This window comes from Rickettsia endosymbiont of Nabis limbatus (assembly GCF_965196655.1).
Lineage (GTDB): Bacteria > Pseudomonadota > Alphaproteobacteria > Rickettsiales > Rickettsiaceae > Rickettsia.
In genome coordinates this window covers 92,832-106,975 of sequence record NZ_OZ239771.1, presented here as the reverse complement: position 1 = coordinate 106,975, position 14,144 = coordinate 92,832, and the positions used below count along the sequence as shown (strand labels likewise).

Sequence of the window (14,144 nt, the reverse complement as noted above, 5' to 3'; positions counted from 1 at the left end):
GCATCTAGTATATCACGAAGCAGAGCTTCGGGGAATTAAACCCTAAGAGATTAATTTGTTGTGTTTGCGGCTTGCTTCTTTTGCTCAAGTAAACTTTTTACTCTTCTATTTAATTCTTCTCTTCTTTTTTTGTAACAAATCTTGTTTTTGGTCAAATAATTATTAAATGGAGATAAGAAATGAACTTAAATCAAAAAATAATAAAGCCAAAATTAGGATTACTAGAACTCGCTAAGAGTCTTGGTAGCATATCATCAGCATGTAAAGCGATGGGCTATAGCAGAGATAGTTATTACAGATTTAAAGAACTGTATGAAACTGGTGGTGAAGAAGCGTTGTATGAGATTAGCCGGAAGAAGCCAATAATAGCGAATAGAGTTGATCCAGCGATAGAGAAGGCAGTAATGGATATGGCAATAGAATATCCAGCATATGGACAGATTCGAGTATCAAATGAGCTTAAGAAGAGCGGTATACTTGTATCACCTGGAGGAGTGAGATCAATTTGGTTACGTAATGATTTAAACAATATCAATAAAAGGCTTAAAGCATTAGAAGCAAGGATGGCTCAGGATGGTATTGTACTTACTGAATCTCAGTTACAAGTACTAGAGAAACGACGTAGCGAAAAAGAAGCCCATGGCGAGATTGAGACACAGCATTCAGGTTATCTAGGATGCCAAGATACATATTATGTAGGAAATTTTAAGGGTATAGGTAAGGTTTATTCTCAGGTATTTATTGATAGCTATAGCAGAGTAGCTGATGCTAAACTATATACTGATAAAACAGCTTTAACTGCTGCTGATATGCTTAATGACCGCGTGTTACCATGGTATGAAACTCAAGGCATACCAATACTTCGTATTCTGACAGATTGTGGGTCAGAATATAAGGGAAATATAGAGCATCATGCTTTTGAATTATTTCTAAGTATCGAAGGTATAGAACATACTATTACTAAAGCATATTCTCCTCAAACAAATGGTATGTGTGAACGTTTTAATAAAACTATGAAACAAGAATTCTTTGATACAGCTATGCGGAAAAAGATCTACACTGATCTTGATGATTTACAATTAGATCTTGATATTTGGTTAGAGCATTTCAATAATGAGCGACCACATTCAGGAAAATATTGTTATGGTAAAACGCCTATGCAAACTTTTAAGGATAGTAAGAAATTAGCTATTGAAAAGAACAATGAAATCTTATATCTTGAATACTCATCTGACAGTCATAATTTATCAGATATTCAGATATAATTTTTATAGTGCCTGTAAGATCAAATCTTGACTTCTGCAATTTATAGAAATAACATTTGAAAATATAGCCTTTAAAAATTGGGGTGTTCTACTTTCATTAATAGCTTTTTGGTGGTATTTCGTTATTATATAATTATCGTGTGGTTTTGCATAATTATCCTCATTAGTAATTTGAAAATTACCATTTTGTTTAATTAACTCTACTACTTCCTCAAAATAATTTTCAATATCAGAAGCAAAGATCAAGCTACCTTTATTTTTTAGTTTAGTTTGTAGAATCGTTAAGCGTTCTTTATTCAAAATACGTTTCTTTTTCTGCCTATTTTTTATCCATGGATCGGGAAATAAAATATAAATTCCGTCTAATCTATTATCCGGTAAATCATGTAATATAAAATCTAGATTGTTAGGAAATAACAAAAAATTTGTAATATTTTGCTCTTCTGCAAGTTTTAAAACATTTGCAACGCCGTTTAAATATACTTCCACACCGATAAAAAGCTTATCCGGATTCATTTTAGCTTGATTGATGAAATGCTCGCCCATGCCGAAGCCAATCTCTAGAAATATACTCGTTGAACTTGAAAAATTGGCTACGTCCTCTTTGTAAGTCCTCAGATGCTCACGTATTTTTATACGCTCCGCTCCTCGGCTTACAGACTCCTTGCTCTTTTCCAAGTTGAACTTCGTATAATTACTTTTAATTTTACAGGAGTTATAATTTTCACCAATAAGCTTTTCTTTTGAAAATAAATATTTTGGCAGTTCGTTATCTAATAAATTTTGTTGTATTCCTGACAGGCTCTTCCCGATGCGTCTTGCATATGAGCGATTTAGCTGAATTAAAGATATTTCTATTACTCTATTATGTGATTGTAAATCTTGATGGATATTATCAATAATATAACCGTGATCTAAAAAGATTTGGCTAACTTGCTTTGCCTGCTTATAGCCTAGTTCTAATATAATTTTACCATTTTGCTTTAAGAATTTTTTAGCATTCTCTGCAATAATTTTATAGCCCTGCAAACCATCTTCTTCGGCGAATAAAGCAATATATGGCTCATAATTTATTGTCTCTATTGCCATTTCTGATTTTTCGGTCTCAGATATATAAGGTGGGTTGCTAATAATCAAATCAAATTTTCTCTTTTCAACGTTCTCAAACCAATTACTGTGAATAATCTTTAAGCGATCTGCTACGTTGTGCTTTACTGCATTACTTCTAGCAACCTCTATCGCATCAAAGCTTATATCGGTTGCAGTTACTTGACTATTTGGTAGCTCAAGCAATAGACTAATAGCAATACAGCCGCTTCCTGTACCGAGCTCGAGGATTCTTGTATATTCGTCATTGCGAGAAGACACTATAGGTGTCGACGAAGCAATCTCAGGCAGAATTCTCGAGATTGCCACGCTCCTTGCAGTCGCTCGCAATGACGATTTTATACATACTTCAACCAATAACTCCGTATCACTTCTTGGAATTAGTACATGTTTATTAACGATGAACTCATGTGAGTAGAATTCTTTTGTCCCTAAAATATAAGCTATCGGCTCGTGCTTTAGCCTTCTTTCTAATGCTTTTTCGAAAGTTTCTATTTCTAGCTGGTTTAGTTGTTTTTCAGGATTAACAACCAGATATTCATGAGGTTTATTTATAGCATGCTGCAATAAAATTCGTGTTTCTAATTGCGATGATTTAATGCCTACTTTATTTAATTTATAAGCTCCTTCGTTAAGAAACTCTTGTATAGAATATTGCATGGAAATTATTTTCTACCTAGATTTTTCATCTCTAGAATATCCTCTACGCTACCTAAAGGAACTTGTTTTTTAAGCTCAATAAATTTATGCAATGTATTGGCAGCTATAATTTCCTCCATATCATCAGGCAAATCGCAAGAAAATTCCATAACTTCGTTACTGGTTGGATGAGTAAAGCTTAAGTACCAAGAATGCAGGGCTTGGCGTTTAAAATTAACTAATTTTGCTTTTAGCTCCGAGGGTAAATGATTAATTTTTCGATCGTTATTGCCGTATGTTTGATCACCAACCACCGAGTGCTTTAGGTTGCTTAGCTGCACTCTAATCTGATGAGTTCTGCCGGTAGCAAGCTTACATTCTACCATACTAATACTACCTCCATAAAATAGTTCTAGAGTTTTGTAGTAGGTCACGACCTCTTTCCCGCCATATTTTAATATTGTCATTTTTTGCCGATCGCTTCGACTACGACCTATATTATTCTTAATAGTTCCCTCTAGCGGATTAATTACGCCCCAAACTAAAGCCTTATATTTCCGTACGACCTGCCTTTGTTCAATCTGATTGGCAAGCAACATATGTGCCTTATTATTTTTAGCAACTACCATCAAGCCTGTTGTGTCCTTATCTAAACGATGCACTATGCCAGGTCTTTCTGATGAGCCGATATCAGATAAATTTCTTGTGTGGTGGAGTAGGGCATTAACAAGCGTATCGTCATGATGTCCTGCTCCTGGGTGGACAGTCATACCGGCAGCTTTGTTGATAACTATTAAATCTTCATCTTCATAAACTATATCAAGTTTTATATCAGCTGCCTCTATTGTTAACTCTTCTGGTTCTTTGAAAGAAAATAATATAATATCATTCTCCTTGACCAAAATATCAGAATCGAGAATAATCACATTGTTAATTTGTACACAGGAACTTTTAATTGCTTTTTGGATTTGATTCCTTGATACATTTTCAAGAAGCTGAGATAAAGCTTTATCAAGCCTTAAGCCAGATAGTTCGATAGGTACGGAGTATTTTAACATATTTTATTTAAGATAATGAATGATACATTTAAATGGTTAAATGCAATCGGTATTGAATATTATTGCTCAGAGCATCCGCCAAAATTAAAAGCAAGCGATAATACCAAACCGGTTGAAAAATCACAAGCAAAACCTATGCTTCAAAAAGAAATTGAGTTCAATATGAATGATAAAACGCATGATAATATAAGTCTTGCAAGATCACTTGCCGATAAAGCTAATAATATAGCAGAACTAAAAGAATCTCTACTAAATTTTAACGGCTGTGAACTTAAGAAACTTGCTACTAATACTGTTTTTGGTGATGGTAATCCGGCAGCTAAGATTATGTTAATAGGTGAAGCTCCTGGCAGTAATGAGGATTTAAAAGGTATACCCTTTTGCGGTGAAAGTGGTAATTTACTTGATAATATGCTGCGTGTAATCGGGATTTCACGAAAAGATAATGCTTATATTACCAATACAGTGTTTTGGCGTCCACCTGCCAACAGGCAGCCGACTTTAGAGGAAGTTGACGTTTGTAGACCTTTTGTTGAGAAGCATATTGCTTTAGTTAACCCAAAACTCATTATTTTAGTCGGTAGTACCGCTGCAACTAGTCTACTTGGGAAAAATGCCGGTATTACCAAAATTAGACAAGAATATTATTTTTACACCAATAAATATCTAACCGCTCCTATCCAGACTACGGCAATTTTCCACCCTGCCTATTTACTTCGACAACCTAGCCAAAAACGCACCTCTTGGTATGATTTGCTGAAGATCAAAGAGTATCTTGAAAGTAAGAATTTGGTAACTGGTTAATTTTAGTTGCTTTATACTAATTGGTGTGTATATTCAACCTTTGATTACAAATGTGTCATCTATTTGCTTTACCACGAGGGCACTGTTGCGTGGTTTCGATGTCATTCCTGCGAAAGCAGGAATCCAGGAAAAAAAAAAGCATAAATACAGCAAATTTTTAAGATTAAAAGCTTAGGTTATCTTGCTTTATACTAGATTCCTGCTTTCGTAGGAATGACATCCAGGACGTTTTTTGATCCACGCAGGCAATGCCATCACGGGATGACAATAATAACAATAATAGTTAATATGACAAAAAACGATTTTATAAGTTATAAAGGTTATTTTGGCTCGGTGCATTTTAATGCTTCGGAAGAAATATTTTTTGGTAAAATAGAATTTATAAGAGATTTAGTAAGTTACGAAGCATAGTACCCTACAATTTTTGTAATGGGGCGTTGAGAGTGTGAAAAAGCTCTTTTTTTGGAGGTAGTAATAAGGTATCTATGAGTTGAGTTTAGCTATTATAGATTGATAGAAGGCATTTTTAATATAATCAAATGTAGAAATCAAGATTTGATCTTACAGGCACTATAAAAATTATATCTGAATATCTGATAAATTATGACTGTCAGATGAGTATTCAAGATATAAGATTTCATTGTTCTTTTCAATAGCTAATTTCTTACTATCCTTAAAAGTTTGCATAGGCGTTTTACCATAATAATATTTTCCTGAATGTGGTCGCTCATTATTGAAATGCTCTAACCAAATATCAAGATCTAATTGTAAATCATCAAGATCAGTGTAGATCTTTTTCCGCATAGCTGTATCAAAGAATTCTTGTTTCATAGTTTTATTAAAACGTTCACACATACCATTTGTTTGAGGAGAATATGCTTTAGTAATAGTATGTTCTATACCTTCGATACTTAGAAATAATTCAAAAGCATGATGCTCTATATTTCCCTTATATTCTGACCCACAATCTGTCAGAATACGAAGTATTGGTATGCCTTGAGTTTCATACCATGGTAACACGCGGTCATTAAGCATATCAGCAGCAGTTAAAGCTGTTTTATCAGTATATAGTTTAGCATCAGCTACTCTGCTATAGCTATCAATAAATACCTGAGAATAAACCTTACCTATACCCTTAAAATTTCCTACATAATATGTATCTTGGCATCCTAGATAACCTGAATGCTGTGTCTCAATCTCGCCATGGGCTTCTTTTTCGCTACGTCGTTTCTCTAGTACTTGTAACTGAGATTCAGTAAGTACAATACCATCCTGAGCCATCCTTGCTTCTAATGCTTTAAGCCTTTTATTGATATTGTTTAAATCATTACGTAACCAAATTGATCTCACTCCTCCAGGTGATACAAGTATACCGCTCTTCTTAAGCTCATTTGATACTCGAATCTGTCCATATGCTGGATATTCTATTGCCATATCCATTACTGCCTTCTCTATCGCTGGATCAACTCTATTCGCTATTATTGGCTTCTTCCGGCTAATCTCATACAACGCTTCTTCACCACCAGTTTCATACAGTTCTTTAAATCTGTAATAACTATCTCTGCTATAGCCCATCGCTTTACATGCTGATGATATGCTACCAAGACTCTTAGCGAGTTCTAGTAATCCTAATTTTGGCTTTATAGTCCCTTTGGTGGTTAAAACCTCCATCTTCCAGATGGAAAAGCTTTAGCTTGCCATGTGCGCCATGATGCATTGCATCATAAGCACCATGAGTTCAACACTTCAGGAAATCACCTAACAGTTTACTATCGTCTTTATCATACAGTGTGGTAGAAATTGTTTGTGCACGCAGTGACTGTAGATCTAATAGTGGTAATGTACCGATTATATGATTAAAGACATATTGAGGTACATGAACCAGACATGATTTCTCTCACATACGGCTTGAATAAGCTTTAGCTTGATATGCGACTTCTAGTCGCTATAAAACAAACTTTCATCTCTCAGATGAAAGTGATTGATTATTTTTTGATTTAAGTTCATTTCTTATCTCCATTTAATAATTAATTTATTTTACTAAATGTAAGATAAAATCTCAACTATTACAAATCAAAGCCATAAGTGAATAATGAAAATAGTTGTTTTTCAATGGTTTTATAGCTTTTTATACGAATTGGATTTAGTGCATTTTGTATTAATCTCTTAGGGTTTAATTCCCCGAAGGTCTGCTTCGTGATATACTAGATGCATGGAAGAAAGCAGTTATATATATAAAAGTCATAATGTCACAGTACTAATATATCATTTAGTAACACCGGCAAAGTATAGAAGAGTAATATTCAAAGAGGAACTAGACGATTATTTATGTAAAATTTGTGAGGACATAGAAGCTCGTTATGAAATTAGATTTTTGGAAATAGGAGTAGATAAAGAACATGTACATTTTTTACTACAGTCAATACTAATGTATAGCCCAACAAAAATAACTCAAATCATAAAAAGTATTACATCTAAGGAAATGTTTAAGAAATATCACGCGAGTTTCGTATTCATAAAGTCGCTGTATAGCTGATAAATACTGGGTTACGGTGGATATTGATAATACTGTTTTTGTTATAAAATGGGCTTAAAATGCATAAATTTTCAGCAATTTGTCTTTTTTGACTCCAATTATTACAGTATGAAACTTATCCAATCTCCCAAAAGCCTTAAAAAATCAGGATTGTGGCAAATTCCTTAACTATAATTTAGGCATCTTAATACGAAACTCGCGTAAATATCCAAATCTTAAAGAAAAATTATGGGGAAGTGAGTTTTGGAGTAAAGGATATTTTATGAGCACAGTATGTAAACATGGTGATGAGCGGAAATTACGTAATTATGTAAAAAATCAAGGTTCAGGCAAACCTTCTTATAAAGCATTTCAACAAAAACAGTTAAAACTTTTTGGATAGATACCTCGTAGCTCTGCTGCGAGGAGTATCATTCAAACAAAAGATGCATCTACAACCATTACAGTATTAGTTGAGGATAAATTGTTAAATAATCCAAATAGTATTATTCTGACAACAGTACTTAGTACTTTATGGGGTCGTTGAAAGATAATTTTTGATAGTAAAATAAGAGGAAAGGAGGTAATAAATATTTTAAAAAAGAAATTCTGTTTAATATAGAGATAAATGTTATTCAATAGTGTAGTAATTTAATAGAGATTTGTTTACAGAGTTAGAATTTTTATTAATAAATTTCTTTAAGCCATTAAAGTTGTTAAAACCACTAATCGTTTTAAATTAAAACATATGGCATTCATAAATTCGGAGAATTGATTTTTGGCAATTCCTATATATCTAACCCGCTTATTATCTTTTGAAAATACCATCTCGAAAGGTGCTCTGATTTTCGTATAATATTTATCAAGGTCAAAATTCTTATCTTTCATATTATTTTTCTTTATTGCACAAAGATGGACTCCCTTTTTAGCTGCTGCATTCTTGGTAGAGATTGTACAATAACCTTTATCAACATATGTAGCACCAGAACTTGGCATAACATGCTTAAAACCTTTGCTATCGGTAACATTTGCAGGGGTAACTGCAACCTTATTGATCATGCCTGATTGAATATCAACACTCACATGTTTTTTATAACCATACCAAAATTTATTCCCTCCCTTACAGCCAATTTTGGCTTGTTTATCCTTTGCAACCTTAGGCAAAGTCTCATTATTCAATTTATCATATTTTTGTGCTCTTAGTTTATCACGTTCCTCCCAGAGATTAGCTTTTGAGATTAAATGAGAAGCATCTACAAAGGTAAATACTTCACCCATATAGCCTTGTACTCGTAGTTGATCGCGGAATTTTGTAAATATTTTTGATAGTAAATTAGTACCTATTTTTTTACGTATTTTACTAAATACACTATAATCAGGTGTCTTTTCTGTAAGAGCAAAATTACAAAACCATTTCGCCGCTGTGCTATCAGCTAAATAACGTTCTAATTCCCGATCAGATAAGTCTTCCATAAATTGTAGCAGCAAACATTTAAACAGCCTCTCTATACCATATCCTTTATAATTAGCTTCGCATTCTAATGCTAATAACTCAGCTTCAACTGCTTTGAATTTGAATAAACTTTTGAATTTACGATATTGATGATCCGCATTTACTAACTCATCTAAACTTACCATTAGCATTTGATACTCTGACATATAAACATATTTTTTATTTTTTTATTATACCTGCTACCCTCTCATCTCGCAACAGTCCCTTTATATCTGCTTGGTTTAGTTAATACACAAATATATAAAAAATCTTACCAAGAGATAAAATTGTATAATGGTATAATTATAAAAAATGATTTTTTAAGTATTGCGGCTTTTAGTTTATACTATACTTTAGAATCCCATAAAGACAAAAATAATTTCTCATTTTCTTAAAGTAGGTTTATACTTCTAGTATATAACAACATTAAGGGTATATATGACCAGTGAAAATAATAATACAGAATTTGCTGAATTAAAGATTAGAGATAAAATATTCAAATTACCTATATTAAAGGCAAGTATTGGGCAGGATGTAATTGATATTAGTAAAGTATATTCTGAAGCGGATTGCTTTACTTACGATCCGGGTTTTATGTCTACTGCTTCGTGTAGATCAACTATAACTTATATAGATGGCGATCAAGGGATTTTGCGGCATCGTGGTTATGATATAAAAGATTTAGCCGAAAAAAGCGACTTTTTAGAGGTGGCATATTTATTGATTTATGGAGAATTACCAAATAGTAAGCAGTATAATGATTTTACTAAAAAGGTTGCTCATCATGCGTTAGTTAATGAAAGATTACATTATTTGTTCCAAACGTTTTGCAGCTCTTCGCATCCTATGGCTATTATGCTTGCGGCAGTTGGTTCTCTTTCTGCATTTTATCCTGATTTACTGAATTTCTTTAAAGAAGCAGATTATGAGCTTACAGCTATTAGAATGATAGCTAAAATCCCAACTATTGCGGCTATGTCTTATAAATATTCTATAGGTCAACCCTTTGTCTATCCTGATAATTCTTTAGATTTTACCGAAAACTTTTTGCATATGATGTTTGCAACACCTTGTGAGAAATATAAAGTAAATCCGGTGGTAAAGAATGCCTTAAACAAGATATTTATTTTACATGCTGATCATGAGCAAAATGCTTCTACTTCAACAGTTAGAATTGCTGGCTCTTCGGGGGCTAATCCTTTTGCGTGTGTCAGCACTGGTATTGCATCGCTTTGGGGACCTGCTCATGGCGGAGCTAATGAAGCCGTGATAAATATGCTGAAAGAAATAGGCAGTGTAGAGAACATTCCTAAATATATCGCTAAAGCTAAAGATAAAAATGATAATTTTAGGCTAATGGGTTTTGGTCATCGTGTATATAAAAATTATGACCCACGGGCGGCAGTACTTAAAGAAACCTGCAAAGAGGTGTTAAAAGAACTTGGGCAGCTAGATAATAATCCGTTATTACAAATTGCTATAGAGCTTGAAGCAATCGCTCTTAAAGATGAGTATTTTATTGAGAGAAAATTATATCCAAACGTTGATTTTTATTCAGGTATTATTTATAAAACGATGGGTATACCTCCACAGATGTTCACAGTGCTTTTTGCCACACCAAGAACAGTAGGCTGGATGGCACAATGGAAAGAAATGCATGAAGATCCAGAGCAAAAAATCAGTAGACCAAGGCAGCTTTATACCGGTCAAGTTCATCGAGAATATAAGACTATTAAAGAGAGATAAATTTTGATATAATGTGTTTTTAAACAGCGTATCGTCATTGCGAAGAGTAGAGAACGTTTTTACATGTCTTCTATGTCATTCCCGCGAAGGCGGGAATCTAGAAAAATAAACATACAAACAATAGTAAGATTTACATTAAAAGCTCGATTTCTCTCGCTTTATGCTGGATCCCGTGGACAAGCCACGGGATGACACAACAATACAACAACACCAAGATATAATAAAGAACATATGAATTTTATTGATGAAGTTAAGATATATATAAAAGGTGGAAATGGCGGCAATGGTTGCGTTAGTTTTCATCGTGAAAAATTTATTGACCGAGGTGGTCCTGATGGTGGTGACGGCGGACGTGGTGGTAGTATTATTTTTAGAAGCAATCACCATCTCAATACGCTAGTAAATTATAGATATAAGCAGCATTTTATCGCAGATAGTGGTGAAAATGGTAAAGGCTCAAATAAAAGCGGTAAATCTGGTAAATCTCTAACTCTTGATGTGCCGATCGGTACGCAAATTTTTGCAGAAGATAGCGATATATTACTATATGATTTTACTGAAGATGATCAGACTTTTGAAATAATTAAAGGCGGAAATGGTGGTCTTGGCAATAGCCATTTCAAAACATCCGTCAATCAAGCACCAAGACGTAGAACAGAGGGAGAATTTGCTGAAGAAATGTGGATTCAGTTAAGCCTAAAGCTTCTTTCCGATGTTGGGCTTGTTGGTCTTCCTAATGCCGGTAAGTCTACCTTTTTATCAGTGGTATCGGCAGCTAAACCTAAAATCGCCGATTATCCATTTACTACTTTAGTGCCGAATCTTGGAGTAGTGTATATTGATGATGAAGAGTTTGTTATAGCTGATATTCCAGGCTTAATAGAGGGAGCTAGTCAAGGGCATGGTTTGGGTGATAAATGCCTAAAGCATATTGAAAGATGTAACGTGCTGATTCATTTAATAGATGGCAGTAGTGAGGACGTTGTGGCTGATTATAATATAGTACGCACGGAACTTGAATCTTATTCAGATTATTTAAAAGATAAAACCCAAATTATTTGCCTTAACAAAATCGATGTTTTAACTGATGAGGAAATAGAAGCAAAAATAACTGAGTTACAAAAAATCACCGGTAAAGAAATTTTCCCTATCTCTACCTATACCAATACTGGTATCACAAAAATAATCAAACTAGCCCTTCAGACTATTAAGGATTAGTACGTTTATATGTCATTCCTGCGAAAGTAGGAATCCAGCATTCTAGTTGTCATCCCGTGGACAAGCAACTAGGTGACAACAAACTTTCCTCGCAATGACACCTTTCTAATTCTTGTTGTAAATTTACTTATTTATGAAAATTTTTTAAGTAGTGTTAATATTTATTTATTCAACTTACAGATTAAAGATGATTTTATTTGTAATGGTAAATATTTTAGAGTTAATGCCATGTATAAATTGATGACTAGTTTTATTGGAAGTCCTAAGCAAGAACATAAAACAGAAATAGAGAAAACAGTAAATAATATAGACGAATTTCCAGAATATTTTAATTATTTATTTAGCAAAGAAAAAAATAAGGATGATACAGCTCAGTCTAGGATAGAAAATATTAATATTAGAAAGATATTAACTCCTGAATCAATATCTCATAAACCTCCAGCAAACAAAGATGTTATTAATTATTTATTTAACGCGAATAGCGAATTAAAATGAATCAAAAATTAAGGAAAGAGTCTATAGAAGGTTTGATAGGAAGCAACTGGTAATTGATAAGAGAAGCGATCATGTGAGAGAAGGCATTTTTAACTGATCTATGCCTTGAATGCTCAAATTTATTTAACAATTTTATTTTGCTGATAACAGTTTCGACCAAAGCTCGTTTTAGCAGAAGTACTTTATCACTCAGAGGCATTAAAATATTTTTCATGCCTTTCTTAATTCGTGTAATAAGCTGAATATTTTTATCAAATAAATCATTAAATGACCCTTTACTTATATAACCACGATCACCAACCACCTTACCAAAAATATCTTTAACCATAGAAGAAAAATGTTTACGATCATCTTTATTGCCTGAGCTAAAAGATGCCTTTACTAAACCACCTTTTGGGTTTATGATTAAATGTAATTTCAATCCATAAAACCATCCTTTTGTTGTTTTTCCTCGAGCAGCTAAGCCATTAAAAACCTTATGTGAATAAATTCGATAATTTTTACAAACGCTAATTGATGTTGAATCTACAAATGAAGTACCATTACATTTATCAAATAAATGATTTAGTAAAATTGTTAAATGAGGTAGATATTCTCCTATCAATTTATTAAAATGTTCATAACAAACTAATTTAAAATCTTTAGAATGCATAGGTAAAATTATGTGTTTATAATAGTTTTTAAAGCAGTCTGACGATGATTGATAATAGCCTATTAATATGGTTAAAACTTCACTTTTAGTTAAAGAACTTTTTGGACCAGGTTTAGTTTTACTACTATTAATTACTAGAGTATTTCTATCAAAGTCTTTAAACAAATCATCGACAAAACAAAATAATGCGGTAAAATCAGTTTTCATAGGTTATTCTCTTTATTTTTCAAATCCAGAAAATAGCCTATGAACACTTATCCTGTCTACCTTTTCTTCTCCTCTATTTTATTCTTATTAATTCACTATTCGCGTTATTTAATAATTTTCGTAATAAGTTTAATAAAAAATTAGAAAAACCAGCTGGTGCTATTGAAAAATTTATTTCTGCTACATCTTTTGAGTTTAGTTATAATTCCTCAATAAAAGAAGATAGAGAACTTTTAGCAGACTGCTTAAGGAATAATATAACTATTGAAAAAGTAGTGTTAAAATATTGTAATTTTGATGATGGAGATGCGAGATATTTTGCAAATATTTTCTGGTATAATGATAAGATACGGCATCTATCTTTAGCAGACAATGAAAAAATAACTGCGTTTGGAATCAAAACTTTATTAAATATAAAAGAATACAATAAAGTATTACAAGAATTACTAGTTCATCTCCCAAATCAATATAAAAATCGTATTGAGTTTTATTCTATAGAGAATACTTCAGATAAATTTCGGATAAGTAATAATAACGGAATAAATATTTTTGATAAAGAAGCCATAAATGCTTATCTAAAAAAATTACAAGAAAAAAATTTAGACTATACTATTGAAAGTAAAAATTTACGAGTTAATACAACACGTTCTGCGTTAGAAGAGAAAGTACATAAGAATGCTGGGATACTTTTTAGGCTTATTACGGAAAGTTATAATGAAATTATCGGGAGAGGAAATTTAGATAAAGTATTGATGTTATTTGGACTAGAAGAAGTGGGAAAAACAGTAATTGGGTGTCAATTAAGCAATTCTACAGATGCAGAAAAATTTACAGTAACAGAATTAAATAAATTAAAACCTATAGATTCTGAATATTACAAAAAGATAAGGCATAGCCAAATCATCGACAATAATCCAAATAATCAAAGCAATCAAAACAACCCAGT

Annotated in this window: 12 protein-coding genes and 1 pseudogene; 8 read left to right on the top strand and 5 right to left on the bottom strand. The window is 32.7% G+C overall.

The genetic code is table 11. The features are described 5' to 3' along the window. Positions 1–179 precede the first annotated feature (179 nt). Positions 180–1,265 (top strand): IS481 family transposase, encoded by a 1,086-nt coding sequence (locus ACOAL3_RS00535; RefSeq protein WP_419234789.1) that lies wholly within the window; start codon positions 180–182, stop codon positions 1,263–1,265. Positions 1,266–1,268: 3 nt separating this feature from the next. Here the strand turns inward: ACOAL3_RS00535 and trmB are convergent, their stop codons facing one another. Continuing rightward, positions 1,269–3,032, bottom strand: coding sequence for a bifunctional peptide chain release factor N(5)-glutamine methyltransferase PrmC/tRNA (guanosine(46)-N7)-methyltransferase TrmB (gene trmB, locus ACOAL3_RS00530; protein ID WP_419235110.1), 1,764 nt, complete (start codon positions 3,030–3,032; stop codon positions 1,269–1,271). A gap of 5 nt (positions 3,033–3,037) precedes the next feature. Beyond that, positions 3,038–4,069, bottom strand: a complete 1,032-nt coding sequence (locus ACOAL3_RS00525) for an RluA family pseudouridine synthase (protein ID WP_419235109.1) — start codon at positions 4,067–4,069, stop codon at positions 3,038–3,040. A gap of 15 nt (positions 4,070–4,084) precedes the next feature. Between ACOAL3_RS00525 and ACOAL3_RS00520 the strand changes: the two genes are divergently transcribed. Then, positions 4,085–4,873, top strand: coding sequence for a uracil-DNA glycosylase family protein (locus ACOAL3_RS00520; protein WP_395476806.1), 789 nt, complete (start codon positions 4,085–4,087; stop codon positions 4,871–4,873). A gap of 288 nt (positions 4,874–5,161) precedes the next feature. Beyond that, positions 5,162–5,284: a hypothetical protein gene (locus ACOAL3_RS00515; RefSeq protein WP_419235108.1), complete on the top strand. Its 123-nt coding sequence runs from the start codon at positions 5,162–5,164 to the stop codon at positions 5,282–5,284. Positions 5,285–5,452: 168 nt separating this feature from the next. On the opposite strand, the gene ACOAL3_RS00510 is transcribed toward ACOAL3_RS00515, so the two are convergent. After that, positions 5,453–6,544, bottom strand: a complete 1,092-nt coding sequence (locus ACOAL3_RS00510; RefSeq protein WP_419235107.1) for an IS481 family transposase — start codon at positions 6,542–6,544, stop codon at positions 5,453–5,455. 541 nt (positions 6,545–7,085) lie between these two features. Between ACOAL3_RS00510 and tnpA the strand changes: the two are divergent. After that, positions 7,086–7,364 (top strand): annotated as a pseudogene (tnpA, locus tag ACOAL3_RS00505) (IS200/IS605 family transposase); the annotation flags it as partial. 226 nt (positions 7,365–7,590) lie between these two features. Further along, a complete protein-coding gene (locus tag ACOAL3_RS00500) occupies positions 7,591–7,791 on the top strand; it encodes a transposase (protein ID WP_419235663.1) in 201 nt (66 codons plus the stop codon). Between the two features lie 296 nt (positions 7,792–8,087). On the opposite strand, the gene ACOAL3_RS00495 is transcribed toward ACOAL3_RS00500, so the two are convergent. After that, positions 8,088–9,047 (bottom strand): transposase, encoded by a 960-nt coding sequence (locus ACOAL3_RS00495; RefSeq protein ID WP_419234543.1) that lies wholly within the window; start codon positions 9,045–9,047, stop codon positions 8,088–8,090. A gap of 271 nt (positions 9,048–9,318) precedes the next feature. Here ACOAL3_RS00495 and ACOAL3_RS00490 point away from each other — a divergent pair, with 271 nt between their 5' ends. The 3 genes from ACOAL3_RS00490 to ACOAL3_RS00480 all read left to right on the top strand — a co-directional run bounded on the left by ACOAL3_RS00490 (position 9,319) and on the right by ACOAL3_RS00480 (position 12,339). Continuing rightward, the gene (locus ACOAL3_RS00490) at positions 9,319–10,626 is read left to right on the top strand and encodes a citrate synthase (RefSeq protein ID WP_419235106.1); all 1,308 of its coding nucleotides are present in this window, start codon (positions 9,319–9,321) and stop codon (positions 10,624–10,626) included. A gap of 231 nt (positions 10,627–10,857) precedes the next feature. Then, entirely contained in the window at positions 10,858–11,844 is a 987-nt protein-coding gene (gene obgE / locus ACOAL3_RS00485; protein ID WP_419235105.1) for a GTPase ObgE, read from the top strand. 72 nt (positions 11,845–11,916) lie between these two features. After that, the gene (locus tag ACOAL3_RS00480) at positions 11,917–12,339 is read left to right on the top strand and encodes a hypothetical protein (protein WP_419235104.1); all 423 of its coding nucleotides are present in this window, start codon (positions 11,917–11,919) and stop codon (positions 12,337–12,339) included. Between the two features lies 1 nt (position 12,340). Here the strand turns inward: ACOAL3_RS00480 and ACOAL3_RS00475 are convergent, their stop codons facing one another. Beyond that, positions 12,341–13,198 carry an IS982 family transposase gene (locus ACOAL3_RS00475; protein ID WP_419235103.1) on the bottom strand — a complete coding sequence of 286 codons (858 nt, stop codon included), beginning with the start codon at positions 13,196–13,198 and terminating at the stop codon, positions 12,341–12,343. Positions 13,199–14,144: the final 946 nt, after the last annotated feature.

Excerpts from the sequence above, each read along its gene's own strand:
- ACOAL3_RS00535 (WP_419234789.1), top strand. The coding sequence starts at position 180 with ATGAACTTAAATCAAAAAATAATAAAGCCAAAATTAGGATTACTAGAA.
- trmB (WP_419235110.1), bottom strand. The coding sequence starts at position 3,032 with ATGCAATATTCTATACAAGAGTTTCTTAACGAAGGAGCTTATAAATTA.
- ACOAL3_RS00525 (WP_419235109.1), bottom strand. The coding sequence starts at position 4,069 with ATGTTAAAATACTCCGTACCTATCGAACTATCTGGCTTAAGGCTTGAT.
- ACOAL3_RS00520 (WP_395476806.1), top strand. The coding sequence starts at position 4,085 with ATGAATGATACATTTAAATGGTTAAATGCAATCGGTATTGAATATTAT.
- ACOAL3_RS00515 (WP_419235108.1), top strand. The coding sequence starts at position 5,162 with ATGACAAAAAACGATTTTATAAGTTATAAAGGTTATTTTGGCTCGGTG.
- ACOAL3_RS00510 (WP_419235107.1), bottom strand. The coding sequence starts at position 6,544 with ATGGAGGTTTTAACCACCAAAGGGACTATAAAGCCAAAATTAGGATTA.
- ACOAL3_RS00495 (WP_419234543.1), bottom strand. The coding sequence starts at position 9,047 with ATGTCAGAGTATCAAATGCTAATGGTAAGTTTAGATGAGTTAGTAAAT.
- ACOAL3_RS00490 (WP_419235106.1), top strand. The coding sequence starts at position 9,319 with ATGACCAGTGAAAATAATAATACAGAATTTGCTGAATTAAAGATTAGA.
- obgE (WP_419235105.1), top strand. The coding sequence starts at position 10,858 with ATGAATTTTATTGATGAAGTTAAGATATATATAAAAGGTGGAAATGGC.
- ACOAL3_RS00475 (WP_419235103.1), bottom strand. The coding sequence starts at position 13,198 with ATGAAAACTGATTTTACCGCATTATTTTGTTTTGTCGATGATTTGTTT.